Here is a 24,638-nt window from a genome sequence, read left to right as displayed (position 1 = left end):
ATGGCAATCCTGGTAATCGCTGAACACAACAACAGTGCCCTGGCTGCCGCCACCCTCAACACCGTGGCTGCTGCCAGCCAGATCGGCGGCGACGTTCATGTGCTGGTCGCAGGCAGCAACTGCGCCGCGGTCGCCGAAGCCGCCGCCAAGGTCGCCGGCGTCGCCAAGGTGCTGGTCGCCGATAACGCCGCCTTCGCCCACCAGCTGCCGGAAAACATTGCCCCGTTGATCGTCGAGCTGGCCCGCAGCGGCTACAGCCATGTGCTGGCTCCGGCCACCACCAATGGCAAGAACTATCTGCCGCGCGTCGCCGCGCTGCTGGACGTCGACCAGATCTCCGAGATCGTCAAGGTCGTTTCCGCCGACACCTTCCAGCGGCCGATCTACGCCGGCAACGCCATCGCCACCGTACAGTCCAGCGCGGCGGTCAAGGTGATCACCGTGCGCTCCACCGGCTTCGACCCGGTGGCTGCCGAGGGTGGCAGCGCCGCCATCGAGAAGCTGGCGGGCGGCGAGGACTACGGTCTGTCCTGTTTCCTCGGCGAGACGCTGGCACAGTCCGAGCGTCCCGAGCTGACCGCCGCCAAGGTGGTGATCTCGGGTGGCCGCGGCATGCAGAACGGCGACAACTTCGCCCTGCTCTACGCGGTGGCCGACAAGCTGGGCGCCGCCGTGGGTGCCTCGCGCGCCGCGGTGGACGCCGGCTTCGTGCCCAACGACCTGCAGGTCGGCCAGACCGGCAAGATCGTCGCGCCGCAACTGTATATCGCCGTGGGCATCAGCGGCGCGATCCAGCATCTGGCCGGCATGAAGGACTCCAAGGTGATCGTGGCGATCAACAAGGACGAGGAGGCGCCGATCTTCCAGGTCGCCGACTACGGCCTGATCGCCGACCTGTTCGAGGCGGTGCCGGAGCTCAGCCGCGCCCTTTGAGCGGACCGCGCCGTCCTCGCCGGCTCGCCTCCTATACTTAGCTAATGTATCGGGGGCGACCGAGAGGGGGACAGCCCGTGGAAACTCCATATCGGCGTCAGGCGTTCGCCGGGCGCGTGGTCCTGCTCGGCTTCGGCTCCATCGGCCAGGGCGTTCTGCCGCTGCTGCTGCGTCACCTCGAGCTGGGCCCGGGACAGCTGGAGATTCTCGCGGCCGACGACGAGGGCCGCGACCAGGCCGTGCAGGCGGGCGTCGCCCATCGCGTGCAGGATCTGACCGAGGACAACTACCGGCAGGTGCTCGAACCGCTGCTCGGCGCGGGCGACTTTCTCCTCAACCTGTCGGTCGACGTCAGCAGCGTGGCGCTGATCGAGCTGTGCCGCGAGCGCGGCGCGCTCTATCTGGACGCCTGCATCGAGCCCTGGGCCGGCGGCTACGTGGATCGCCAGCTGGACACGGCGGAGCGCAGCAACTACGCCCTGCGCGAGGCGGCCCTGGCCCTGCGCCAGACGGACGAGCGCGGGCCGACCGCGGTGCTCGCCCACGGCGCCAACCCGGGGCTGGTCTCGTACCTGCTCAAGCAGGCGCTGCTCAACGTCGCCGCCGAGACCGGTGCGCCGCAGCCGGCACCGGACAGTCGCGAGGGCTGGGCGCGCCTGGCGCAGCGCCTGGGCGTGCGCGTAGTGCACATCGCCGAGCGCGACTGGCAGGTCGATCGCCAGCGCAAGGTGCCGGACGAGTTCGTCAACACCTGGTCGGTGTACGGCTTCGTCAGCGAGGCGCTGCAGCCGGCCGAACTGGGCTGGGGCAGCCACGAGCTGTACTTTCCGATCGACGGTCGCCGCCATGAAACGGGCAGTCAGGCGGCCATCTACCTGGAGCGCCCCGGGGCGTCCACCAAGGTGCGCAGCTGGACGCCGCTGGCCGGCCCGCACCAGGCTTTCCTGATCACCCACGGCGAGTCGATCTCGATCGCTGACTATTACACCATCGGCACGGGTGCGTGTCCGGAATACCGGCCGACCGTGCTCTACGCCTACCGCCCCTGCGACGACACCGTGCTGTCGCTGGAGGAGCTGGCCGGGCGCAACTGGGAGATGCAGCCGCGCCGCCGCCTGCTGCGCGACGGCCTGGTCAGTGGCGTCGACGAACTGGGCGTGCTGCTGCTCGGCCACGCCTACGGCGCCTACTGGTACGGTTCGCGACTCTCCGTCGACCAGGCGCGCGCGCTGTGCCCGTACAACAGCCCGACCAGCCTGCAGGTGACGGCGACGGTGGTCGCCGGGGTGGTCTGGGCGATCCAGAACCCGGACTGCGGGGTGATCGAGCCGGACGAGATCCCCTTCGAGCCGATGCTCGACTTCTGCCGTCCCTACCTCGGCGAGCTGGTCGGCGTGTTCAGCGACTGGACGCCGCTGGAGGATCGCGGCCGGCTGTTCGACGAGGAGGTCGACGCCGAGGATCCCTGGCAGTTCAAGAACTTCCGCGTGCGCTAAGCGGCGGCAAGGCGGCGCCCAAGGGCGCAGCGCGGGCGTGTCGCGGCAGGTCCGGGCAACTGGCGGCTGGCGCCACAGGGTGTTCCACCTCCACGCTGGCTTTGCGCACGTTCAGGCGCTGGTCCGGTCGCTGACGATGCGCCCGTCGACCAGTTGCACGGTGCGCGCGCAGCTCGCCGCCAGGCGCGGGTCGTGGGTGACCACCAGCACGGCGCAGCCGAATTCGCGGTTGAAGCGGCGGAACAGCTCGAACACGGTCTCCGCGGTCTTGGTGTCCAGGTTGCCGGTCGGCTCGTCGGCCAGCAGCAGCGCCGGACGGGTCACCAGCGCACGGGCGATCGCCACGCGCTGCTGCTGGCCGCCGGAAATCTGGTTGGCCTTCTTCTGCGCGAACTCGGCCAGGCCTACCGCCTCCAGCAGCTCGCGGGCCAGGGCGACGTCCTCGGCGCGCGGCTTGCCGTGGCGGATCATCAGCGGCATCAGCACATTGTCCAGCACGCTGAACGCCGGGATCAGGTGGTGGAACTGGAACACGAAGCCGATCGACTCGTTGCGCAGGCGGGTGCGCGCACCGTCGTCGAGGTCGCGGGTCGGCTGGCCGAGCAGGTACAGCTCGCCGGCGGTCGGCGAGTCGAGCAGGCCGATGACGTTGAGCAGGGTGCTCTTGCCCGAGCCGGACGGGCCGATCAGCGCGGTCAGCTCGCCGCGGGAGAGGCGCAGCTCGATGTCGTGCAGCACCTGCTGCTCCAGCGGCGTGCCGGGGTTGTAGGCCTTGCCCAGGCCGGCGAGGCGCAGCACTTCCTGGTCGCGGGCGAACTCAGACATAGCGGATCGCCACCGCCGGATCGTAACGGGCCGCGCGGCGCGCCGGCATGGCCGCGGCCAGCACGCCGGTGACGGTGGCCACCGCCATGGCGGTGGGAATCAGCGCCGGGTCGACCGGAATGAAGAACAGCCCGGGGCCGAAGGTGTTGAACACCTGCACCAGCGACCAGCCGACCAGGCCGCCGAGGCCGGAGCCGGCCAGGCCGAGCAGGCCGCCCTGCAGGAGGAACACGCGCAGGATCTGTCCGCGCGGACTGCCCATGGCGCGCAGGATGCCGATCTCGCGGGTGCGCTGGACCACGCTGACCGCCAGCACGCTGGCGATGCCGAAGGCCACCGAGAGGCCGACGAACAGGCGGATCATCTGGGTGGTCATGGTCTGCGAGCGCAAGGCGTTGAGCAGCTGGCCGTTGGTGGCCATCCAGCTTTCCGCCTTGAGCCCGGTGAGGCGCGCCAGGCGCTCGGCGATCGCCTCGGCCTGGAAGATCTCGTCCACCGCGGTCTCGATCACCGTCACCCCGCCGGGCAGATCGAGCAGCGCCTGCGCCTGCTTGAGGTCGAGGTACACGTAGCGCGCATCCAGCTCGCGCACTTCCAGCTCGAAGATGCCGGACACGTCGACCACCACCTCGCGGCCCCCGCCGGCGTCCAGGCGCAGCTTGTCGCCGACGCCCAGGCCCAGGTCTTCGGCCAGCTCCTTGCCGATCACCGCATGGCCGGCCTCGATATGAAAGCGCCCCGCGATCAGGTCGGGGGCGATGGGGATGATGCGCTGGTAGCGCTCGGGGTCGATGCCCAGCAGATTGACCGAGGCGCGCGCCACGCCGCGGCGGGCGATGGCCGGACCGCTGATCAGCGGCGACACGGCGCGCAGCTCACCGCGCGCATCGAGCAGGTCGCGCACGTCCTGCCAGTTGACGATGGTGCGCAGGCGCTGGGCGCGCGGGTTTTCCAGGTTCAGCGCCACGGCGCCGTCCGCCGGCGCCGGCACGCGGTTGACCTCGTCGGGCGGCAGCACGCGGATATGCGCCTGGGTGCCGAGGGTGCGCTGGATGACGTTGGCCTGCAGGCCGGTGACCAGCGCGGTGATGAACACGATCACCGCCGCGCCGACGGCGATGCCGACGATGATCAGCAGGCTCTGCAGGCGGTTGTCGGCGAGAAAGCGCAGGGCGATCTTCCACTCGATCCATTGCGCGTCGATCAGGCGCATGGCCTCACTCCGCCACGCCGGCCGGCAGCGGCTGCTCGCGCAGGCGCACGCGCTGGCCGGGCTCGGCGTCGGCGACGAGCACGGTGTCGCCTTCGGCCAGGCCGGCGACCACCTCGCTCAGACCGGTGCCGCGCAGGCCGAGGGTCACCGCCACCGCCTCGACCTCGCCGTCCCTGACGCGCAGCACCTCGGCGCGCTCGCCGGCGACGGCGCGCAGGGCGTCGTTGCCGATCACCAGGGCGCGCTCGCGGCGGGCGGTCTCGATGCTCACCGAGACGGTCATGCCCTGGCGCAGGAAGTCGGCCGGCTGGTCCAGGTCGAGGTGCACGTCGAGGGTGCCGCGCGCCGGATCGACCGCCGGGGCCAGGTAGCCGACGCGGGCGGCCAGCACCCGCGCGGGAAAGGCGTCAGCGATCACCTGGGCGCTCTGGCCGAGCGCGAGCGGGGCGAGGTTCTTTTCGTCCAGCGGCAGGAGGATTTCCTGGCTGCCCTGGCGGGCGATTTCCAGCAGGGTGTCGCCGGGGCGCACCAGATCGCCCGGCTCGACGCTGCGGGTCTGCACCGTGCCTTCGAACTGGGCGTGAATCCGGGTCCGGGCCAGCGCCGTGCGCGCCTGCTCCAGGCGCTGGCGCGCCTGTTGTTCGGCGCTGCCGCCGGCGGCCAGGGCGTTGGCGGCCAGCTGCGCGCGGTCGCGCGCCACGCGCGCCGCCACCTCGGCATGGCGGGCCTGCTCGCGGGCCTCGGCGGACAGCAGCTGGCGGGCGAACAGGGCCTCGCGCCGCTGGCGCTCGCTGGCGGTCCGCGCCAGCTGGCTCTCGGCCTCGCGCAGCGCCGCGCGGGCCTGCGGGCGCTCGGAGTCGATCAGCTGGCGCAGCGCCGCCTCGGCCTCGGCGAGGCGCGCCTGTTGCTCGCTGTCGTCGAGCTCGAGCAGCAGGTCGCCGGGCTTGACCGCGTCGCCCTCGCGCACGTGGCGGGCCTTGATCACCCCGGTCAGCTCGCTGCCGATGCGTGCCAGCGACTGGCTGCTGACCTCGCCGCTGGCCACCACCCGTTGCACCAGCGGGCGCTGTTCCAGGCGGTAGGCGGGCAGCAGCGGGCCTTGCCAGGCGCGCCAGGCCAGGTAGGCGAGCAGGGCGAGCGGCAGGAGGAGAAGCAGAAGGGCGGGGCGCAGGCGGAGGGGGACGGACACGAATCACTCCCTGACAGGACCGGGGGGCCGGCGACTATGGGAGAAGTGTGCGAGAAAAGCGCGCATCCGGCCAGCGACCGAGAAGCGCAGGGCGGGGAAGGCGAAGCCGTCGTGGCTTGCGTCCCCGCCGGCAGGAGGCGTCAGAATCGTGCGCGGGCGCGCACGGAACTCAGGCCTGCTGCAGCCAACTGGCGACGAACTGCTCGCCGTATTCTTCCTTCCACGCCTTGAGCGTCTTGTTGTTGCCGCTCTTGGTTTCCAGCACTTGGCCGGTGATCGGATTCTTCCAGACCTGGGTCTTGCGCACGCGGCGACCGATATCAAGCTCGGGAATATGGATCGGTTGCGGATCGAGGATGTCGACGATGTTCTGCAGTTTGAAACCGTACTCCTGCAGCAGCGCCTTGAGTTTGTCCTCGAACTCCATTTCGGTCTTGAGTTCCTGGTCGTGCTTGAGCGATTCGAGGCGCGCCAGTTGTTCCCTGAGTGCCTGTTCGGCCTTGCGGAATTCCAACAGCTTGGACATCGGGTTTCTCCGAGAAAAGGGAAGGGTCTGCAATAAGAAAATCCGGATTGGCGAAATCCCCGCAGTCCCTGCGCCTATTCCTGTTCCGGATGAGCGTCAGCTTTTTATCGGGGCGGCCGCCTGCCGTCAACACCATTCAATAGTAGTCAGTTATTGGCGAGAGCACGGCGCACTATTGACGGGCGCCGGCGGAGGAAGTCTGCGCGCCCCGTATTAGCGCAAGATGACGGGGCGGCAGAATGCCAGTGGCGAAGAGGTGGACGGCGTGGCTTTAGCCGCGCATCAATGCAGGCAGCACTGCTTGTATTTCTTGCCGCTGCCGCACGGGCAGGGATCGTTGCGGCCGACCTTCGGCTCCTTGGGTTTTTCCGCTTCGGCCAGCCAGAAGTCGCGCACGGCGAATACCAGGTCGGGCAGACTTTCGCGCATCTGCTCCAGCTCTTCCTCGCCGATTTCCTCGCCGTCGTCCAGCGAGTAGGAACCGCTGAGCAGCATGAACGGCAGCAGCAGCTCCGGCTGGGCGTCGCGCAGAGCCTGCCAGTCGCGGTCGCGCAGCTCAACGCCGCGCATGTAGCCGTAGCACCATTCGTCGACCAGCACTTCGTCTTCGCTGTCGCCGATCTCGTAGATGGGCGCGAAGCTGTCGGGGTTTTCGAACAGGCTGTCGGCCAGGCTGTTCATGTGACGCATCAGCAGGTCGGTGAGTTGTTGCAGTTCGGCTTCCGATTCGAACTTCGGCAACTTGCCGCGCCACAGCGCCGGCAGCCATTCCGACGGGGAAATCGGATTCAGGCCGGTGAGTACCGCGGTGAGAAAGCCGTCCAGCTCGGAAATGCTGAATACGCAGTCGACTTCCTCGCCGTCCTGGCCGTGCTGTTGTTCGGCCTTTTCCGAGTAGCTGAACAGCAGTTCGTTCAACTGGTCGATTTCCGCCTCGTCGAGGGGTTTTTCAAGCTCTTGCATGGGAATTGTCCTGGGCTGGTGGGCGGGGGGGGCGGATATTAGCAGGCTGCTCCGCCGGCGGGGCCGCGTATTGCCGAGGCGAGCGGCATGGCGATGCTTTGGCGACCGGCGCAGGGGCGGCAGTTGCCGCCGGCTTATTCCGCCCCCTGCGCCGGTGGCGATTATTTCTGCTGCTTGTCCAGCAGCGCCTTGAGATCGGCAAAGGGATTGTGTTTGACCTGCGGCGATTTCTCGCCGGGAATCACCGCGCTGCCGTTGTCGCCGTTGTAGATCGAATACTTGGAATGCTCGTGGTCGTGGCAATACAGACAGAGCAATTCCCAATTGCTGCCGTCGGCGGGATTGTTGTCGTGATTGTGGTCGATATGGTGGACGGTGAGCTGGCTCAGGTTGGAATAGGTGAATTCCCGCGCGCAGCGCCCGCACACCCATGGATACATCTTCAGCGCCTTGTCCCGGTAGCCCGCCTCGCGTTGTCTGTAGCTGGCGCTGCTGCCTGTTCTGTCCGCCATGATCGGTCTCGCATTGTGCTGGTTGAACGGGGCGACGCCGGGCGCCGCCGCATGAGGCGAGTGTTGGGCATGTTGCTCGGGCAGGCAAGGGGGAGCGCGGCGTCGGCCGTCCGGCGCCGCGCCGCTCGACGCTTACGCCGCCGGCAGGCGCAGCGCCGGGCTGTACCTGAGCATGTCCAGCAGCGCGTCGACCAGCGCCTCGGCTTCCTGGTCGATGGCGAAGCTGTCGGGGCGCAGCAGCCAGTTGTTGATCAGGCCGTGGATGTAGGCGTGCATGCCGATGGCCGCGCGGGTCAGGTCGAGGTCGGCGGGCAGCTGGCCGTGGTTGATGGCGTTGCGCAGCGACAGGGCGATGTCGCGGTCGATCTCGTCCCCGGTGGCCTGCAGTTGCTGGCGCAGGCCTTCCTGGTCGCCGGCCAGCTCGCACTTGTGGTGGAAGATCTCGATGACCCGGCGCTGCTGCGGGTCGTGCACCACCTTGGAGAGAAAATGCACGAGGATGCTGCGGATCTGCCCCAGCGGGTCGGTCTCCTCGGGATTGCGGGCGGCGGCGCAGACGACCTTGTTGGCGTCGTGCTGGCGCATGAGCATGGCGTTGAACACGTCGGCCTTGCCGGTGAAGTGCCAATACACGGCGCCACGCGACACCCCGGCATCGGCGGCGATGTCGGCCAGGGTGCTGTGGGAGACACCCTTGGCGGCGAACACCCGCTCGGCGCTGTCGAGGATCTGTTGCCGGGTGGCTTCGGCTTCTTGCTTGGTTCTGCGGGCCATGCTGGGTCTCTGGGCCGGTGGCGGAGGATGACTTCCCTGTGCCGTAAAGGGCGCGCAGTTTCACAAAAAACGCTGTGGACGACGAGGGTCGCTGCGCGGGCCCGGACTGACGGAAAACACCTACCTTAGTGTCAATTTACAAACAGACGCGAATGTAAGTATATTGTTTGCCACTGGAGATGCAATCTCCTCCCGATTTCTTACCCTTGCGTGTGCTCAACGAATTCGAGGCTTTCCGATGACAAGCGCTTCCGCTCGCGCGACGCTGGGCTCAGCCGCCCTGCTGTCGCTTTTGCTGTTGGCCGGCTGCCAGAAAGAGGAGGCCCCCAAGCAGGCGCCTCCCGCGCCCACGGTGGGCGTGGTGACCCTCGAGGCGCAGCCCTACACCCTGACCAGCGAGCTGCCGGGGCGCACCGCCGCCTACCGGATGGCCGAGGTGCGTCCGCAGGTCGACGGCATCGTGCAGAAGCGTCTGTTCAAGGAGGGCAGCGAGGTCAAGGCCGGCCAGCAGCTCTACCAGATCGATGCGGCGACCTATCAGGCGGCGGTGAAGAGCGCCGAGGCCAGCGCGTTGTCGAGCCGTTCGCTGGCCGAGCGCTACCAGGTGCTGGTCAAGGATCAGGCGGTCAGCCGCCAGCAGTACGACGAGGCGCGCGCCGCCCAGCTGCAGGCCGAGGCCGCGCTGGAAAAGGCGCAGATCGATCTGCGCTACACCAAGGTGCTGGCGCCGATCGCCGGGCGCATCGGCCGCTCGGCGGTCACCGAGGGCGCGCTGGTCAGCAGCGGGCAGAGCGACGCGCTGGCGGTGATCCAGCAGCTCGACCCGATCTACGTCGACGTCACCCAGTCGGCCAACGACCTGCTGCGCCTGCGCCGCGAGCTGGCCAGCGGTCAGCTGGAGAAGGCCGGCGATAGCGCCGCCAAGGTCGAGCTGAACCTGCCCGACGGCAGCGCCTACGCCCACGCCGGGCGCCTGGAGTTCTCCGAGGTGTCGGTGGACGAGGGCACCGGCTCGGTGACCCTGCGCGCGGTGTTCCCCAACCCCGACAAGGTGCTGCTGCCCGGCATGTTCGTCCAGGCGCGCCTGCAGACCGGCAGCAAGAGCGCGGCGATCCTCGCCCCGCAGCAGGGCGTGACGCGCAACTCCAAGGGCGAGGCGACCGCCATGGTGGTCGGCGAAGGCAACAAGGTGGAGGTGCGCGTGCTCAAGGCCGAGCGCACCGCCGGCAGCTTCTGGCTGGTCAGCGAGGGGCTCGCCGCCGGCGACCGGCTGATCACCGAGGGCCTGCAGTTCATCAAGCCGGGCGCCGAGGTGCAGGTGCAGCCGGCCAGCAACGTGCCGGCGCTGGCGCCGCAGACATCGCCCGCCAACGGCCAGGCAGCGCAGCTGCCGGCCCAGGGCCGTTAAGGAGCGCGCGTCATGTCGAGATTCTTCATCGACCGGCCGATCTTCGCCTGGGTGGTTGCCCTGGTGATCATGCTGGCCGGCGCCATGGCCATCCTCAAGCTGCCGATCAACCAGTACCCGAGCATCGCCCCGCCGGCGGTGGGCATCCAGGTCACCTATCCGGGCGCCTCGGCGCAGACCGTGCAGGACACGGTGGTGCAGGTGATCGAGCAGCAGCTCAACGGCATCGACGGCCTGCGCTACATCTCCTCGGAGAGCAACGCCGACGGCAGCATGAACATCACCGCCACCTTCGAGCAGGGCACCAACCCGGACATCGCCCAGGTGCAGGTGCAGAACAAACTGCAGCTGGCCACTCCGCTGCTGCCGCAGGAAGTGCAGCAGCAGGGCATCCGGGTGACCAAGGCGGTGCGCAACTTCCTCCTGGTGATCGGCCTGGTGTCCGAAGACGGCAGCCTGAACAAGAACGACCTGTCCGACTACATCGTCGCCAACATCCAAGACCCGCTGTCGCGCACCAAGGGTGTCGGCGACTTCCAGGTGTTCGGCGCCCAGTACGCCATGCGCATCTGGCTGGACCCGGCGCGGCTGAACAACTTCGCGCTGACCCCGGTGGACGTGAAGAGCGCCATCCAGGCGCAGAACGTGCAGATATCCTCCGGCCAGCTCGGCGGCCTGCCTGCCTCGCCGGGCCAGCAGCTGACCGCCACCATCATCGGCAAGACCCGTCTGCAGACCCCCGAGCAGTTCGGCAAGATCCTCCTCAAGGTCAACGCCGACGGCTCGCAGGTGCGCCTGCGCGACGTCGCCCGCGTCGAGCTGGGCGGCGAGAACTACAGCATCAGCGCCGAATACAACGGCAAGCCGGCCGCCGGCATCGCGGTCAAGCTGGCCACCGGCGCCAACGCGCTGGATACCGTGGCGGCGGTGCGGAAGACCATCTCCGACCTGGAGCCGTTCTTCCCGCCGGGCGTCAAGGCGGTGCTGCCCTACGACACCTCGCCGGTGATCTCGGCCTCGATCATGGGGGTGGTGACCACCCTGTTCGAGGCGATCGGCCTGGTGTTCCTGGTGATGTACCTGTTCCTGCAGAACTTCCGCGCCACGCTGATCCCGACCCTGGCGGTGCCGGTGGTGCTGCTCGGCACCTTCGGCGTGCTGGCCGCGTTCGGCTTCAGCATCAACACCCTGACCATGTTCGCCATGATCCTGGCCATCGGCCTGTTGGTCGACGACGCCATCGTGGTGGTGGAGAACGTCGAGCGGGTGATGCACGAGGAGGGCCTGTCGCCGGTCGAGGCGACCCGCAAGTCGATGGGGCAGATCCAGGGCGCGCTGGTCGGCATCGGCCTGGTGCTCTCCGCGGTGTTCGTGCCGATGGCCTTCTTCCCCGGCTCCACGGGGGTGATCTACAAGCAGTTCTCGATCACCATCGTCTCGGCGATGACCCTGTCGGTGCTGGTGGCGCTGATCTTCACCCCGGCGCTGTGCGCGACCCTGCTCAAGCCCATCGCCAAGGGCGCGCACCACGAGAAGCGCGGCTTCTTCGGCTGGTTCAACCGCAGCTTCCAGCGCAGCGTGCAGGGCTACGAGCGCGGCGTGAAGGCGGTGCTCAGGCGCAAGGCGCCCTACCTGCTGATGTACCTGGTGGTGATCGGCGTGATGGCCTGGATGTTCACCCGCATTCCCACCGCCTTCCTGCCCGAGGAGGACCAGGGCGTGCTCTACGCCCAGGTGCAGACCCCGGCCGGTTCCAGCTCCGAGCGCACCTACCAGGTGGTCAAGCAGATGCGCGACTACCTGCTGATCGACGAGAAGGACGTGGTCAAGTCGATCTTCACCGTCACCGGCTTCAACTTCGCCGGCCGCGGGCAGAGCTCGGGCATGGCCTTCATCATGCTGCGGCCGTGGAGCGAGCGGACCGCGGCGGGACAGAGCGTGTTCGACCTGGCGCAGCGGGCGCAGAAGCGCTTCTTCGGCTTCCGCGACGCGCTGGTGTTCGCCTTCGCTCCGCCGGCGGTGATGGAGCTGGGCAACGCCACCGGCTTCGACGTCTACCTGCAGGACCGCGCCGGCATCGGCCACCAGGCGCTGACCGCGGCGCGCGACCAGTTCCTCCAGCAGGCGTCGCAGAACCCGAAGCTGTTCGGCGTACGCATGAACGGCCTGCGCGACGAGCCGCAGTACCAGCTGCTGGTCGACGACGAGAAGGCGCGCGCCCAGGGCGTGTCGCTGGCCGACGTCAACCAGACCCTGTCGATCGCCTGGGGCGCCAGCTACGTCAACGACTTCATCGACCGTGGCCGGGTCAAGAAGGTCTACCTGCAGGGCGACGCCAACGCGCGGATGAACCCCGAGGACCTCGGCAAGTGGTTCGTGCGCAACGACCAGGGCCAGATGGTGCCGTTCAGCGCCTTCGCCAGCGGCCAGTGGATCTACGGTCCGCCCAAGCTGGCGCGCTTCAACGGCGTGCCGGCGATGCAGGTGCTCGGTTCGGCGGCGCCGGGCTACAGCTCCGGCGAGGCGATGGCCGAGGTGGAGAAGATCGCCGCCGAGCTGCCGCCGGGGGTGGGTATCTCCTGGTCGGGACTGTCCTACGAGGAGCGCCTGTCCGGCGCCCAGGCGCCGGCTCTCTACGCGCTGTCGCTGCTGGTGGTGTTCCTCTGCCTGGCGGCGCTCTACGAGAGCTGGTCGATCCCCTTCTCGGTGATGCTGGTGGTGCCGCTGGGGATCATCGGCGCGCTGCTCGCCACCTACGGGCGCGGCCTGTCCAACGACGTGTACTTCCAGATCGGCCTGCTGACCACCATCGGCCTGTCGGCGCGCAACGCGATCCTTATCGTCGAGTTCGCCAAGTCGCTGCACGAGCAGGGCATGAGCCTGGTCGACGCCGCGGTGGAGGCCTGCCGGATGCGTCTGCGCCCCATCGTGATGACCTCGCTGGCGTTCATCCTCGGCGTGGTGCCGCTGGCCATCTCCGCCGGCGCCGGCGCCGGCAGCAAGCACGCCATCGGCACCGGGGTGATCGGCGGCATGCTTTCCGCGCTGCTGCTGGCGATCTTCTGGATCCCGCTGTTCTACGTGCTGATCAGCTCGCTGACCGAGCGCAGACGCCAGCCGCGCGTGCAGGCCGCGAAGGAGGCCGTGCTGTGAAGAAGTCGATCCTCACCCTGAGCATCCTCCTCGCCCTCGGCGGCTGCTCGCTGATCCCCGACTACCAGCGCCCCGAGGCGCCGGTGGCCGACGCCTGGCCGAAGGGCCCGGCCTACGCCGCGGAGGCCGGCCAGGCCGGCGCCGAGCTGCCGGCCTGGCGCAGCTTCTTCCGCGATGCCGCCCTGCAGCGGGCGATCCAGGTGGCGCTGGACAACAACCGCGACCTGCGCGTCGCCGCGCTCAACGTCGAGGCCTACCAGGCGCTGCACCGCATCCAGCGGGCCGAGCTGTTCCCGCAGATCGACGCGCGCGGCAGCGGCACCCGCCAGCGCCTGCCGGGCGACCTGTCGCGTACCGGCGAGGCCGCCACCAACGCCGAATACGGCGCCACCGTCGGCGTCAGCGACTGGGAGCTGGATCTGTTCGGCCGCCTGCGCAGCCTGAGCGAGGCGGCGCTCGAGCAGTACTTCGCCACCGCGCAGGCGCAGCGCAGCACGCAGATCGCCCTGGTGGCCAGCGTCGCCGACGCCTGGCTGACCCTGCAGGCCGACCGCGAGCTGCTGGCGCTGAGCGAGGAGACCCTGCGCACCTACGAGCAGAGCCTGGCGCTGACCCAGCGCAGCTTCGACGTCGGCGTCGCCTCGGCGCTCGAACTGACCCAGTCGCGCAGCGCGGTGGAGAGCGCGCGGGTCAGCGTCGCCCAGTACACCCGCCTGGTCGCCCAGGACCGCAACGCCCTGCAGCTGCTGCTCGGCAACGCCGTGCCGGACGACCTGCCGGCCGCCGCGCCCTTGGAGCAGGCGCAACTGGCCGAGCTGCCGGTGGGCCTGCCCGCCGAGCTGCTGCAGCGCCGCCCGGACATCCTCGAGGCGGAGCACCTGCTCAAAGCGGCCAACGCCAATATCGGCGCGGCGCGCGCGGCGTTCTTCCCGAGCATCAGCCTGACCGGACGGGCCGGCACCACCAGCACCGAGCTGTCCGGGTTGTTCAAGGCCGGCAGCGGCACCTGGCTGTTCCAGCCGTCGATCAACCTGCCGATCTTCACCGCCGGCAGCCTCAAGGGCAGCCTGGACTACGCCAAGCTGCAGAAGCAGATCGAGGTGGCGCAGTACGAGAAGGCGATCCAGACCGCGTTCAGCGAGGTCGCCGACGGCCTCGCCGCGCGCAGCACCTACACCGAGCAGCTCAAGGCGCAGCGCGACCTGGTGGCGGCCAACGCCGAGTACTACCGGCTGGCCGAGCGGCGCTACCGCACCGGCGTCGACAGCCACCTGATCCTGCTCGACGCCCAGCGCCAGCTGTTCGGTTCGCAGCAGACGCTGATCGGCGACCGCCTGGCCCAGCTGTCCAGCGAGATCGCCCTGTACAAGGCGCTCGGCGGTGGGGTGGAGTAACGCTTCGTCTCGCAGGAAGGGCTCACGCGGGGCCTGGCAGTCCACGGCAAAAGGCGCCCCTCGCGGGCGCCTTTTGCGTTTCTGGAGTCGGCAGCAGGATCAGGACGTTGGCTCCGACGCCGGAGCGTGGGCGCGAAGAAATTGCCGGCCCAGCGGCAGGCCAGGGCCGGTGTAGGGTAGAAGACTCGCGCAGCGATCTTCTACCGATGCAGCGGTGCACCCTTGGCGGTAGGTAATCGCTGCGCGAGTTACCTACCCTACGTCTGGTAGGCGCTCCGCTCTTGTGACACGTGGATACGATCAGGTTTTGCAGGCGACGCCCTGTCTGCCGGTAGGGGCGAATTTATTCGCCAGCGCGGCCCGATCAGGCGAATGAATTCGCCCCTCCAGGCCGGCCGCGCCGTACGCCGCTGGGCCCTCGGCCAGCAGCAGCGCGTAGGGTAGAAGACTCGCGTAGCGATCTTCTACCAATGGCCTCCGCCTGTTCAGTCCCGCTCGGCCAGCAGCAGGATATTGCGCGGGGTCAGGTGGTATTCGCAGAACGCACCGAGTTTCACCCGGTAGCCCTGCTCCTCCAGGTACAACGCGCGATCGAGCAGCAGCCACAGCTCCAGCGGCCGGCGGAACAGGCCGCGCACCAGTTCGAGGTTGCGCACCGCCGCCAGGCGCCGCCAGCCGGCGGCTTCCAGCGCCGCCCAGTCGCGCTCGCCGGGTGCCGGCAACCCCTTCAATTCGGCCAGATCGCGGCAGTACTCGGCGAACGGCTTGTCCAGCCAGGCCGGGGCCAGCGAGGGCACCGGCAGGTAGTCGTCGACGCCGCGAAGCTCGCGCTGCAGCAGGTCGAAGGCCAGCCGGCGGGCCATCGAGTGGTCGCGCTGGCGGCGCACCCGCGCCCCGGCGGTGACCGTCTCGGCCAGCGGCAGACGCAGATCGTCGCGGCTCAGGCGCAGCGAGGACTCCTGCGCCGTTCGCGACAGCGGCTGGTAGAGCTCCGCCGCGATGCGGTTGTAGCAGCAGGGCGCCAGCGCCAGCTGGCGGCAACCGCTGGCGCTGGCCAGTTCGAGCAGGCGCACATGCAGCTCGCCGCAGGCGTGCAGGGCCACCGGGGTGTGCTCGGCGGCGAGACGTTGCGCGGCGTCTTCCGCCAGCACGTCCTGCTCGAAGTGCTGCGCGTCCAGGGCCAGCCGCTGGCTGAGGCGCTGGCCGTCCTCGACCAGCGCGGCGTCGTATTCCAGGCAGGTCAGCGGCGTGCCGGCGTGCGCCAGGCGGCGACCGAGGTGGCCCTTGCCGGCGCACCAGTCCAGCCAGTGACGGACCGGCGCGGTGAAGCCCAGACGGCGGGCGAAGGCGTCGATCTGCTGCCACTTGCGCCCCGGCACGTCGACGCTGAACTGCGGGGGCAGGCTCGGCGCACTGCCGGCCGGCAGCTCGGCGACGGCGGCCAGCTCGGCTGCACGCCTGGCCAGGCCGGGAAAGGGTGCCGGGGCGTCGAGCTGCTCGGGACGGTTGTGCGCGGCGTCGGCCTGCTCCAGCGAGCGGCCGCGCAGCCAGGCGGCCAACTCGGGATGGTCGTGTTCCCAGGCGAGGATCGGGGCGGTGAAGGGCTTGGCCCGCCACAGCGCCTGATGGTCGCGCAGAAAGACGTCCAGCTCGGCGAAGCGCTGGTGCAGCAGGGGGCCTTGGAGGATCTCGGACACGGCGGGCAGCGGCGGGGCAGTGGGCAGGGCGGCGATTATAGCGGCTGACGTCGCTGCGGCGCAGGCGGGTCGTCTTCCCGCTCTGTAGGGGCGAATTTATTCGCCAGACGGGGCTGCGTTGGCGAATAAATTCGTCCCTACAACAGGCATCAGGCCGGCCAACGGTGGGCAATCGCCGCGCGAGTTGCCCACCCTCCGCTTAACGCGCCCGCGCGGCGTCGATGCGCAACCAGCGTTCGATGCCGCGGAAGATCCAGGTCAGGCCGATGGTGATGACCAGGTAGAGCATGCCGGCGTAGATGAAGAAGAACATCTGCTCGTAGGTGCGCGAGCTGATGGTCCGCGCCATGCCCATGATGTCGTAGAGCGTCACGGTATAGACCACCGCGCTGGCCTTGAGCATCAGGATCACTTCGTTGGTGTAGGCCGGCAGGCCGATGCGCGCGGCGCGCGGCAGGATGATGTGCAGCAGCGCCTGGCGCCGCGACATGCCCAGGGCGCGGGCCGCCTCCACCTCGCCGATCGGTACGGCGTGGATCGCGCCGCGCATGATCTCGGCGATGTAGGCCGCGGTGTGCAGGGTCATGGTCAGCAGCGCGCACCAGTACGGATCGCGCAGGAACGGCCACAGCACGCTCTGGCGCACCGCCGGGAACTGCGCCAGGCCGTAGTAGACGATGAACAGCTGCAGCAAGAGCGGCGTGCCGCGGAAGAAGAAGATGTACGCCGAGGGCAGCGCGCGCACGTGCCAGTGCCGCGACGCGCGGGCGATGCCCAGCGGCAGCGCCACCAGCAGGCCGGCGACCACGGCGATGGCGACCAGCTCGAGGGTCAGGCCGACGCCCTGGAGCATCTTCGGCGTCCATTTGACCAGCAGATCCCAGCCGCTCATAGCTCGTTCCTCGCGATGCCGCGGCCGGCGCGTTTTTCCAGTTGGTGCAGGACCAGCATGATGATCACGGTGAGGCCGAGGTAGATGACCGCGGCGCTCATGTAGAAGGTGAAGGGTGCCTTGGTGGCGTTGGAGGCGACGCTCGCCTTGCGCATGATCTCCTCCAGGGAGATCAGCGACACCAGCGCGGTGTCCTTGAGCAGGATCATGTACAGGTTGCCGAGGCCGGGCAGCGCGGTGCGCCACAACTGCGGCAGGGTGATGCGCCAGAAGATCCGGCCGTGACTCATGCCGAGCGCCAGGCCGGCCTCGCGCTGGCCCTTGGGAATGGCCAGCAGCGCGCCGCGGAACACCTCGGTGGCGTAGGCGCCGAAGCACAGGCCGAGCGCCAGGGTGCCGGCGGCGAACGGGTCGAGGGCCAGCTCCGGGTAGCCGAACAGCGCGCCGACGGCGTTCAGGCCGGTCACCGTGCCGTAGTAGATCATCAGTACCCAGAGGGTCTCCGGCACGCCGCGCACCACCGTGGTGTAGCCGCCGCCGAGCAGGCGCAGGGCCAGGTTGCCGGAGGTCTTGGCCAGAGCGCCGAGCAGGCCGAGAACGAGTCCGACGCTGACCGCAGCGAGGGACAGTTGGAGGGTCATCCAGGTGCCGGCGGCCAGCGCCGGTCCGAAGCCTTGCAAGTCAGGAATCATGGGATATCCGCGCCACGCCGCGTGAGCGGCGTGGCGCTACCGGCTCAATAGATGCTGAAGGGGAAGTACTTGTCGTTGATCTGCTTGTAGGTGCCGTCGGCGACGATCGCGTGAATGGCGGCGTTGAGCTTGGTGCGCAGGGCGTCGTCGCCCTTGCGTACGGCGATGCCGATCTTGTCGTTGTCGAACACCGGCTCGCCCTTGAACTCGAAGTCCTTGCCGGCGTCGCTCTTGAGCCATTCCCAGTTGACGAACTTGTCGGCCAGCACGCCGTCGACGCGGCCGGCGGCCAGATCGAGGTAGGCATTCTCCTGGGTGTCGTAGAGCTTCACCTCGACCACGTCGCCGAGGTTGTCCTCCAGCCAGGTGCCGGCGATGGTGGCGCGTTGCGCGCCGATCACCTTGCCCTTGAGGCTGGCCTCGTCGGTCTTGAACTCGGTGCCCTTGGGCGCGATGAACTGCAGCTTGTTGGTGTAGTAGGGATCGGTGAAGTCGACCGCCTGCTTGCGCTCGTCGGTGATCGACATCGAGGCGACGATCATGTCGAACTTCTTGGCGTTGAGCGCCGGGATGATGCCGTCCCAGTCGGAGGTGACGATCTCGCACTCGGCCTGCATCTTCACGCACAGGGCCTTGGCGATCTCCACGTCGAAGCCGACCACGTTGCCGCTGGCGTCGACCAGGTTGAAGGGCGGGTAGGCGCCCTCGGTGCCGATTTTCAGCTTGTCGGCGGCGACCGCCGCCTGGGCGAACAGCAGGGCCGCGGCCGCGGCCAGCAGCGAATTGCGGATTTTCATGGGTAGGGCTCCTTGGGTGGCTTTCCATCGCCCGGCCGCGGCGCGGGCGCGTCGGCCGAGTTGTTATTTGAGGCTAGACATGAACTGGCGGCAGCGCTCCGAGTTCGGGTTGCCGAACACCTGGCTCGGCGGCCCCTGCTCCTCGACCAGGCCCTGGTGGAGGAACACCACCTCGCTGGACACCTGGCGGGCGAAGCCCATCTCGTGGGTGACCAGCAGCATGGTGCGGCCTTCCTCGGCCAGCGCGCGGATCACGTTGAGCACCTCCTGGACCATCTCCGGGTCGAGCGCCGAGGTCGGCTCGTCGAACAGGATCACCTTGGGCTCCATGCACAGGGTGCGGGCGATGGCCGCGCGCTGCTGCTGGCCGCCGGACAGCTGGCTGGGATAGCTGTCGCGCTTGGCGGCGATGCCGACCTTGGCCAGCAGCGCCTCGGCGCGCTCGACGGCCTCGGCCTTCGACAGGCCGAGCACGCGGCGCGGCGCCTCGATCACGTTGTCGAGGATGCTCATGTGCGGCCACAGGTTGAAATTCTGGAACACGAAGCCCAGCTCGCTGCGCAGACGGTTGATCTGCCTGTTGTCCGCGGCGACCAGCGCGCCGTCCTTGCCCGGCTTGAGCTTGAGCTCCTCGCCGGCGACGAAGATCTGCCCCTCGTGCGGGCTTTCCAGCAGGTTGATGCAGCGCAGGAAGGTGGACTTGCCGGAACCGGAGGAACCGAGGATGGAGATCACGTCGCCGTCGCGCGCGGTCAGCGAGATGCCCTTGAGCACCTCCAGGTCGCCGTAGCGTTTGTGCAGGTTGCGGATTTCCAGTGCCGGAATGGCTGCGGCCATGGGGGGATTCCTGATGTTGTTATGCGGATCAAGCTAGCACAGCGGCCGAGCGGGTCGCCATGGGGCACCCGGTCGGCCGCTGGGGTTGTGCGGGGGAGGTCGCGGCTCAGCGCCGCTGCAGCAGTACGCCGCTCTCCATATGGTGGGTCCAGGGGAACTGGTCGAACAGCGCGCAGCGCACGATCTTGTGGGTGTCGTGCAGCTGGGCGATGTTCTCGGCCAGGGTCTGCGGGTTGCAGGAGATGTACAGGATGGTGTCGAAGCGGCGGGTCAGCTCGCAGGTGTCCGGGTCCATGCCGGCGCGCGGCGGGTCGACGAACACGCTGCCGAATTGGTAGCTCTTCAGGTCGATGCCGGCCAGGCGGCGGAACGGACGCACCTCGTTGAGCGCCTGGGTCAGCTCCTCGGCGGACAGGCGCACCAGCTCGATGTTGCCGATGCCGTTGTCTTCGATGTTGGCCAGCGCGGCGTTCACCGAGCTCTTGCTGATCTCGGTGGCCAGCACGCGGCGCACCCGGGTGGACAGCGGCAGGGTGAAGTTGCCGTTGCCGCAGTACAGCTCGAGCAGGTCGTCGGCGCGCTCGCCGAGCGCCTCGAAGGCCCAGTTGAGCATCTTCTGGCAGACCACGCCGTTGGGCTGGGTGAAGGCGCCTTCCGGCTGGCGGTAGGCGAAGGTGCGCCCGGCCACGCTCAGCTCTTCTTCCACGTAGTCCTTGCCGATGACGATGCGCTTGCCGCGCGAACGGCCGATCAGGCTGACGCCCAGCTCGCCGGCCAGGCGCTCCGCCTCGGCCTGCCAGGCCGCGTCGATGGGCCGGTGGTAGCACAGGGTGATCAGTGCGTCGCCCTTGAGGGTGGTGAGGAACTCGACCTGGAACAGCTTGTGCGACAGCACCTCGCTGGCCTGCCAGGCGGCCTTCAGGCGTGGCATGAGTTCGTTGATGCGCGCACTGGCGATGGGGAACTGCTCGATCAGCACCGGGGTGTGCTTGTCGCCCTCGAACATCGCGTAGTGGCGGCCGTCTTCCTCGCGCCACAGGCGGAACTCGGCGCGCAGGCGGTAGTGCTCGAGCGGCGAGTCGAACACTTCCGGCTCGGGGGCGGCGAACGGCGCCAGCAGCTCCTCCAGGCGGGCCTTCTTGGCGGCGAGCTGGGCGGCGTATTGGGTCGGGTCGAACTGGGGCATCGGTCGCTCGTCAGGTACGGGGCGAACGCGGTCGCCGCACATCGAAACATCCCGGCCGGGGGCCGGAAAAACAGGCGCGCATCATACCAGTCGCGCCTCTGTCATTCGTAGGGTGGAAAACGACCGCAGGTCTTTTCCACCATCGAGGCTGGCGGTGGAAAATCGCTGCGCGAGTTTTTCACGGGGTGGCCATCCACGGGCTGGCCAACCACCCTACATATGCGCGCTCAGCCCTTGCGCGCACGCAGGACCACGAACTTGGGATTGGCGCCGACCTGGCTGACCTCGCGGAACAGGCGCTTGAGCTTGGCGTGGTAGCCGAGGTGGCGGTTGCCGACGATCCACAGCTCGCCGCCGCGCACCAGCGCGGCGTGGGCCTGCTGGAACATGCGCCAGGCGAGGAAGTCGCCGACCACCTGCTGCTGGTGGAACGGTGGATTGCACAGCACCAGGTCCAGCGAGGCCGGCACCTGGCCGGCCAGGCCGTCGGCGGCGCGCACCTCGACCGGCCGCGCGCCCAGTGCGGCGCGCCAGTTCTCTTCTGCGGACTGCACGGCCATAAAGGATTCGTCGACCAGCAGGTACTCGGCCTCGGGGTTGGCCAGCGCGCTGGCGATGGCCAGCACGCCGTTGCCGCAGCCCAGATCGGCGACCCGCGCGTGGCCGAGGTTGCCCGGCAGCAGCGGCAGGAACGCGCGCGTGCCGATGTCCAGGCCCTCGCGGCAGAACACGTTGGCGTGGTTGAGCAGCTCCAGCGGCGGGCTGTCCAGGCGGTAGCGGGTCGGGTAGGGCGAGCGCGGCGCCGGCTTGGCCTGCGGCGTGGCCAGCAGCAGGCGCGCCTTCTTCTCCGCCAGTGAGGCCTGCACCGGGCCGATGTATTTCTCCAGCAGGTCGCCGGCGGCGCGCGGCAGGTGCTTGACCATGCCGGCGGCCACCACCTTCGCCCCCGGGGCGAGCTGGCCGTGCAGGCGGATCAGCTGCTCCTCGAGCAGCGCCAGGGTCTTGGGCACGCGGATCAGCACCCAGTCGAACGGCCCCTGCGCCGCCTGGCTGGCCGGTACGAAACGCACCGCGTCCGCCGCCAGACCATTGCGCGCCAGGTTCTTGCCCAGCGCCAGGGCGCCGAGGAAGGAATCGCCGCTGCTCGCCACCACCGCATGCGGAGCGAGGGCGCAGGCCAGCGCGCCGAAGCCGTCGTTGAGCAGCAGCACCCGGCTGTCGGCGGTCAGGCCCTGGGCGTGCAGGTGGGCGAGCAGGTACTCGTCGGCGGCGTCGAAGGCTTGCAGCGGATCGTTGCGCTGCTCGGGCTGGCGCAGCAGGTCGAGTTGGGCGAAGGGCGAGACGAACAGGGGCATGGGCGGGGGATTTGCGCTATATGAAGGAGGTCTGCTGCGCCAGCGGCAGCGAAGGGGGGCAGTATGACGGTCAGCGAGGAGAAGTTCACCCGCCAGCGCCTGCTCCAGGTCTGGCGCTGGTCGCCGAACCTGTTCAGCCTGCGCTGCACGCGCGATCCGGGTTTTCGCTTTCGTGCCGGCCAGTTCGCCCGCCTGGGCGTGCGCAAGGCCAGCGGCAGCCTGGTCTGGCGCGCGTACTCGATGGTCTCGGCGCCCCACGACGACTTCCTCGAGTTCTTCTCCATCGAGGTGCCGGACGGCGAGTTCACCAGCGAACTCAAGCTGCTCGGCCCGGGCGACGAGCTGCTGGTCGAGCGCCAGGCCTATGGCTACCTGACCCTCGAACGCTTCACCGGCGGCAGCGATCTCTGGCTGCTGGCCAGCGGCACCGGACTGGCGCCGTTCCTGTCGATCCTCCAGGACCTCGAGGTGTGGCAGCGCTTCGAACGCATCGTGCTGGCCTACAGCGTGCGCACCGCGTCCGAGCTGGCCTACCAGACGCTGATCGGCGGGCTGGCGCAGCGCGAATGGCTGGAGGGCGCGGCGCACAAGCTGCTCTACCTGCCGGTGGTGACCCGCGAAAGCGTGCCCGGTTGCCTGACGGCGCGACTCACCGCGCTGCTCGACAGCGGCGACCTGGAGCGCGCCGCGGGTCTCTCCATCACGCCCGAGCACTCGCGGCTGATGCTCTGCGGCAATCCCGAGATGGTCGAGGAGCTGCGCGCGCGCCTCAAGCTGCGCGGCCTGCAGCTCAGCCTTAGCAGGCGGCCAGGGCAACTGGCGGTGGAAAACTACTGGTGACGATCAGCTGCGCGTTGGCCATGCCGCGTTGAAGCGGAGTAACGGCCGCAGGGCGTCGATCGGTCTCGGACCATGGCTTGCCACGGGGCGCTCGCAAGATATCCAGCAGGCTGGAATGCCAAAATTGGTTACGCTTTTTCGTCAGACTGAAACGGAACTCGCCGTACTATCTGCAGCTTGTTCCCCACTAACTGGTTACCGATGGACAGCGATTGTTGTCAGCCGCCCGCAGCTCCTGCCTCGCGTGCGGCCTCCCTGCCGATCTTCCCCGCCTTCTGGCGTGCTTCCTGCATCGCCGTTATCTCCTGTTGCGCTAGCCCGTCCACCGGCCTGACAGCCGCTGGCGAGTCCCTGCGCGTTCGTTTTGCATCGAAGAGAGTCTGACCGCTATGGAATGGATCGCCGATCCGACGGCGTGGATGGGGCTGCTGACCCTGATCGTCCTGGAAATCGTGCTGGGCATCGACAACCTGGTGTTCATCGCCATCCTCGCCGACAAGCTGCCGCCGCAGCAGCGCGACCGCGCGCGGCTGATCGGCCTGGCGCTGGCCCTGCTGATGCGCCTGGGCCTCTTGGCCAGCATGGCCTGGCTGGTGACCCTCACCGAGCCGCTGTTCGCGGTGCTCGGCCAGAGCTTCTCGGGGCGCGATCTGATCATGCTGTTCGGTGGCGTGTTCCTGCTGTTCAAGGCCACCATGGAGCTGCACGAACGCCTCGAGGGCCATGCCCTGCAAAGTGGCGGCAGCAAGACCTATGCGCAGTTCTGGCCGGTGGTCGCGCAGATCGTGGTGCTCGACGCGGTGTTCTCCCTCGACGCGGTGATCACCGCAGTGGGCATGGTCGAGCATCTGTCAGTGATGATGACCGCGGTGGTGATCTCCATCGGCCTGATGATGGTCGCCAGCAAGCCGCTGACCGCCTTCGTCAACGCGCGGCCGACGGTGATCATGCTGTGCCTGGGCTTTCTGATGATGATCGGCTTCAGCCTGACCGCCGAGGGCCTGGGCTTCCACATTCCCAAGGGCTACCTGTACGTGGCGATCGGCTTCTCGATCCTCATCGAGCTGTTCAACCAGCTGGCCCGCCATCGCCGCAAGCGCAGCCTGCAGGGCGAGCGCAGCCACCGCGAGCGTACCGCCCATGCGGTGATGCGCCTGCTCGGCGGCAAGCAGCTGGCCGCCGAGGAGGTGGGCGAGGAGATCGCCGACCTGCTGGAGGGTGGCGACGCCGGCGAGCCGGCGGCCTTCGACCGCCGCGAGCGGGTGATGATCAGCGGCGTGCTGCAGCTGGCCGAGCGCTCGATCCGCACGGTGATGACCGAGCGCCACCAGGTCGACCATATCGACCTCGACGACGGGCCGGCCCGGATCGAGCAGGCCCTGCTCGAATCGCCGCATTCGCGCCTGGTGGTGCTGCGCGGCGGCGCGGTGGACGAGCCGCTGGGCTTCGTGCACAAGAAGGAGCTGCTCAAGGAGCTGCTGCGCGGCGCCCAGCCGGACATCGAGGGCCTGCTGCGCGCGCCGCTCAACCTGCCGGACAGCTGCACGGTGCTGGGCGCCCTGGAGCAGATGCGCCAGGCCTCGACCCACGTGGCCTTCGTGGTCAACGAGTTCGGCGCCTTCCAGGGCCTGCTGACCCTTACCGACATGCTCGAGGCGATCGCCGGCGAGCTGCCGGATGCCAGCGAGGTGGCGGGTCCGGACATCGAGCCGTGCGCCGAGGGTTACAAGGTCAGCGGTGCGCTCAACCTCAGCCTGTTGCGCGAGCGGCTGAGCTTCCAGGCGCGGCCCACCGAGGACTACCAGACCCTCGCCGGCCTGGCGCTGAGCCTGCTCGACCGCCTGCCGGCGATCGGCGACGTGCTGGAGTTCGCCGGCTGGCGGCTGCGGGTGATCGAGGTGAAGGAGCGCCGGGTAAGTCGCTTGCTGCTGACGCCCCCGGCCCAGACGGCGTGAT

21 protein-coding genes are annotated in these 24,638 nt (G+C 68.7%); 7 read left to right on the top strand and 14 right to left on the bottom strand.

Annotated features, from left to right (window positions below; genetic code table 11):
* Together LMJ29_RS04030 and LMJ29_RS04025 are read left to right on the top strand one after the other, a co-directional pair.
* On the top strand, positions 1-933 hold the full coding sequence (locus LMJ29_RS04030; RefSeq protein WP_229604224.1) for an electron transfer flavoprotein subunit alpha/FixB family protein: 933 nt from the start codon (positions 1-3) through the stop codon (positions 931-933).
* A gap of 77 nt (positions 934-1,010) precedes the next feature.
* Positions 1,011-2,429, top strand: a complete 1,419-nt coding sequence (locus LMJ29_RS04025) for a homospermidine synthase (protein ID WP_229604223.1) — start codon at positions 1,011-1,013, stop codon at positions 2,427-2,429.
* A gap of 111 nt (positions 2,430-2,540) precedes the next feature.
* On the opposite strand, the gene LMJ29_RS04020 is transcribed toward LMJ29_RS04025, so the two are convergent.
* From LMJ29_RS04020 to LMJ29_RS03990, 7 genes are all read right to left on the bottom strand, one after another.
* Positions 2,541-3,254, bottom strand: a complete 714-nt coding sequence (locus tag LMJ29_RS04020) for an ABC transporter ATP-binding protein (protein ID WP_229604222.1) — start codon at positions 3,252-3,254, stop codon at positions 2,541-2,543.
* Positions 3,247-4,467 carry an ABC transporter permease gene (locus LMJ29_RS04015; protein ID WP_229604221.1) on the bottom strand — a complete coding sequence of 407 codons (1,221 nt, stop codon included), beginning with the start codon at positions 4,465-4,467 and terminating at the stop codon, positions 3,247-3,249. Before LMJ29_RS04015 ends, LMJ29_RS04020 begins: the two co-directional genes overlap by 8 nt.
* A gap of 4 nt (positions 4,468-4,471) precedes the next feature.
* Positions 4,472-5,656 (bottom strand): efflux RND transporter periplasmic adaptor subunit, encoded by a 1,185-nt coding sequence (locus LMJ29_RS04010; protein WP_229604220.1) that lies wholly within the window; start codon positions 5,654-5,656, stop codon positions 4,472-4,474.
* Positions 5,657-5,825: 169 nt separating this feature from the next.
* On the bottom strand, positions 5,826-6,182 hold the full coding sequence (locus tag LMJ29_RS04005) for a histone-like nucleoid-structuring protein, MvaT/MvaU family (protein ID WP_229604219.1): 357 nt from the start codon (positions 6,180-6,182) through the stop codon (positions 5,826-5,828).
* Positions 6,183-6,464: 282 nt separating this feature from the next.
* On the bottom strand, positions 6,465-7,145 hold the full coding sequence (locus LMJ29_RS04000) for a UPF0149 family protein (RefSeq protein ID WP_229604218.1): 681 nt from the start codon (positions 7,143-7,145) through the stop codon (positions 6,465-6,467).
* Positions 7,146-7,306: 161 nt separating this feature from the next.
* Positions 7,307-7,657, bottom strand: coding sequence for a YajD family HNH nuclease (locus LMJ29_RS03995; RefSeq protein WP_229604217.1), 351 nt, complete (start codon positions 7,655-7,657; stop codon positions 7,307-7,309).
* 132 nt (positions 7,658-7,789) lie between these two features.
* Positions 7,790-8,431: a TetR family transcriptional regulator gene (locus LMJ29_RS03990; RefSeq protein WP_229604216.1), complete on the bottom strand. Its 642-nt coding sequence runs from the start codon at positions 8,429-8,431 to the stop codon at positions 7,790-7,792.
* 238 nt (positions 8,432-8,669) lie between these two features.
* Between LMJ29_RS03990 and LMJ29_RS03985 the strand changes: the two genes are divergently transcribed.
* The 3 genes from LMJ29_RS03985 to adeC are packed head-to-tail and all read left to right on the top strand — an operon-like array spanning position 8,670 to position 14,386.
* Positions 8,670-9,839, top strand: a complete 1,170-nt coding sequence (locus tag LMJ29_RS03985; protein ID WP_229604215.1) for an efflux RND transporter periplasmic adaptor subunit — start codon at positions 8,670-8,672, stop codon at positions 9,837-9,839.
* A 12-nt stretch (positions 9,840-9,851) separates the two neighbouring features.
* Complete coding sequence (locus tag LMJ29_RS03980; RefSeq protein ID WP_229604214.1) at positions 9,852-12,992, top strand: efflux RND transporter permease subunit; 3,141 nt, start codon at positions 9,852-9,854, stop codon at positions 12,990-12,992.
* Entirely contained in the window at positions 12,989-14,386 is a 1,398-nt protein-coding gene (gene adeC / locus LMJ29_RS03975) for an AdeC/AdeK/OprM family multidrug efflux complex outer membrane factor (protein WP_229604213.1), read from the top strand. The genes LMJ29_RS03980 and adeC overlap by 4 nt, the downstream gene beginning before the upstream one ends.
* 485 nt (positions 14,387-14,871) lie before the next feature.
* On the opposite strand, the gene LMJ29_RS03970 is transcribed toward adeC, so the two are convergent.
* The 7 genes from LMJ29_RS03970 to LMJ29_RS03940 form a co-directional block, all read right to left on the bottom strand.
* Positions 14,872-16,083 carry a methyltransferase gene (locus LMJ29_RS03970; RefSeq protein WP_319942209.1) on the bottom strand — a complete coding sequence of 404 codons (1,212 nt, stop codon included), beginning with the start codon at positions 16,081-16,083 and terminating at the stop codon, positions 14,872-14,874.
* A 199-nt stretch (positions 16,084-16,282) separates the two neighbouring features.
* Positions 16,283-16,975, bottom strand: coding sequence for an ABC transporter permease (locus tag LMJ29_RS03965; protein ID WP_229604212.1), 693 nt, complete (start codon positions 16,973-16,975; stop codon positions 16,283-16,285).
* Positions 16,972-17,667 (bottom strand): ABC transporter permease, encoded by a 696-nt coding sequence (locus tag LMJ29_RS03960; protein ID WP_229604211.1) that lies wholly within the window; start codon positions 17,665-17,667, stop codon positions 16,972-16,974. The genes LMJ29_RS03965 and LMJ29_RS03960 overlap by 4 nt, the downstream gene beginning before the upstream one ends.
* A gap of 44 nt (positions 17,668-17,711) precedes the next feature.
* Positions 17,712-18,464: an ABC transporter substrate-binding protein gene (locus LMJ29_RS03955; protein ID WP_229604210.1), complete on the bottom strand. Its 753-nt coding sequence runs from the start codon at positions 18,462-18,464 to the stop codon at positions 17,712-17,714.
* A gap of 63 nt (positions 18,465-18,527) precedes the next feature.
* The gene (locus LMJ29_RS03950; RefSeq protein WP_229604209.1) at positions 18,528-19,301 is read right to left on the bottom strand and encodes an ABC transporter ATP-binding protein; all 774 of its coding nucleotides are present in this window, start codon (positions 19,299-19,301) and stop codon (positions 18,528-18,530) included.
* 106 nt (positions 19,302-19,407) lie between these two features.
* A complete protein-coding gene (trmA, locus tag LMJ29_RS03945; RefSeq protein WP_229604208.1) occupies positions 19,408-20,487 on the bottom strand; it encodes a tRNA (uridine(54)-C5)-methyltransferase TrmA in 1,080 nt (359 codons plus the stop codon).
* Between the two features lie 227 nt (positions 20,488-20,714).
* Positions 20,715-21,842 carry a methyltransferase gene (locus LMJ29_RS03940; RefSeq protein ID WP_229604207.1) on the bottom strand — a complete coding sequence of 376 codons (1,128 nt, stop codon included), beginning with the start codon at positions 21,840-21,842 and terminating at the stop codon, positions 20,715-20,717.
* 63 nt (positions 21,843-21,905) lie between these two features.
* Here LMJ29_RS03940 and LMJ29_RS03935 point away from each other — a divergent pair, with 63 nt between their 5' ends.
* Both LMJ29_RS03935 and LMJ29_RS03930 read left to right on the top strand, forming a co-directional pair.
* The gene (locus LMJ29_RS03935; protein WP_229604206.1) at positions 21,906-22,682 is read left to right on the top strand and encodes a ferredoxin--NADP reductase; all 777 of its coding nucleotides are present in this window, start codon (positions 21,906-21,908) and stop codon (positions 22,680-22,682) included.
* 389 nt (positions 22,683-23,071) lie between these two features.
* Positions 23,072-24,637 carry a TerC family protein gene (locus LMJ29_RS03930; protein WP_229604205.1) on the top strand — a complete coding sequence of 522 codons (1,566 nt, stop codon included), beginning with the start codon at positions 23,072-23,074 and terminating at the stop codon, positions 24,635-24,637.
* The last annotated feature ends 1 nt before the right edge of the window (position 24,638 follow it).

The sequence above is a fragment of the Pseudomonas oryzagri genome (assembly GCF_020831405.1).
Lineage (GTDB): Bacteria > Pseudomonadota > Gammaproteobacteria > Pseudomonadales > Pseudomonadaceae > Geopseudomonas > Geopseudomonas oryzagri.
The sequence above is the reverse complement of the archived record's forward strand: the minus strand, read 5'-3'. Positions and strand labels throughout refer to the sequence as shown.

Coding starts and splice junctions, on each gene's coding strand:
- LMJ29_RS04030 (WP_229604224.1), top strand. CDS start 1: ATGGCAATCCTGGTAATCGCTGAACACAACAACAGTGCCCTGGCTGCC.
- LMJ29_RS04020 (WP_229604222.1), bottom strand. CDS start 3,254: ATGTCTGAGTTCGCCCGCGACCAGGAAGTGCTGCGCCTCGCCGGCCTG.
- LMJ29_RS04015 (WP_229604221.1), bottom strand. CDS start 4,467: ATGCGCCTGATCGACGCGCAATGGATCGAGTGGAAGATCGCCCTGCGC.
- LMJ29_RS04005 (WP_229604219.1), bottom strand. CDS start 6,182: ATGTCCAAGCTGTTGGAATTCCGCAAGGCCGAACAGGCACTCAGGGAA.
- LMJ29_RS04000 (WP_229604218.1), bottom strand. CDS start 7,145: ATGCAAGAGCTTGAAAAACCCCTCGACGAGGCGGAAATCGACCAGTTG.
- LMJ29_RS03995 (WP_229604217.1), bottom strand. CDS start 7,657: ATGGCGGACAGAACAGGCAGCAGCGCCAGCTACAGACAACGCGAGGCG.
- LMJ29_RS03990 (WP_229604216.1), bottom strand. CDS start 8,431: ATGGCCCGCAGAACCAAGCAAGAAGCCGAAGCCACCCGGCAACAGATC.
- LMJ29_RS03985 (WP_229604215.1), top strand. CDS start 8,670: ATGACAAGCGCTTCCGCTCGCGCGACGCTGGGCTCAGCCGCCCTGCTG.
- LMJ29_RS03980 (WP_229604214.1), top strand. CDS start 9,852: ATGTCGAGATTCTTCATCGACCGGCCGATCTTCGCCTGGGTGGTTGCC.
- LMJ29_RS03965 (WP_229604212.1), bottom strand. CDS start 16,975: ATGAGCGGCTGGGATCTGCTGGTCAAATGGACGCCGAAGATGCTCCAG.
- LMJ29_RS03960 (WP_229604211.1), bottom strand. CDS start 17,667: ATGATTCCTGACTTGCAAGGCTTCGGACCGGCGCTGGCCGCCGGCACC.
- LMJ29_RS03955 (WP_229604210.1), bottom strand. CDS start 18,464: ATGAAAATCCGCAATTCGCTGCTGGCCGCGGCCGCGGCCCTGCTGTTC.
- LMJ29_RS03950 (WP_229604209.1), bottom strand. CDS start 19,301: ATGGCCGCAGCCATTCCGGCACTGGAAATCCGCAACCTGCACAAACGC.
- trmA (WP_229604208.1), bottom strand. CDS start 20,487: ATGCCCCAGTTCGACCCGACCCAATACGCCGCCCAGCTCGCCGCCAAG.
- LMJ29_RS03940 (WP_229604207.1), bottom strand. CDS start 21,842: ATGCCCCTGTTCGTCTCGCCCTTCGCCCAACTCGACCTGCTGCGCCAG.
- LMJ29_RS03935 (WP_229604206.1), top strand. CDS start 21,906: ATGACGGTCAGCGAGGAGAAGTTCACCCGCCAGCGCCTGCTCCAGGTC.
- LMJ29_RS03930 (WP_229604205.1), top strand. CDS start 23,072: ATGGAATGGATCGCCGATCCGACGGCGTGGATGGGGCTGCTGACCCTG.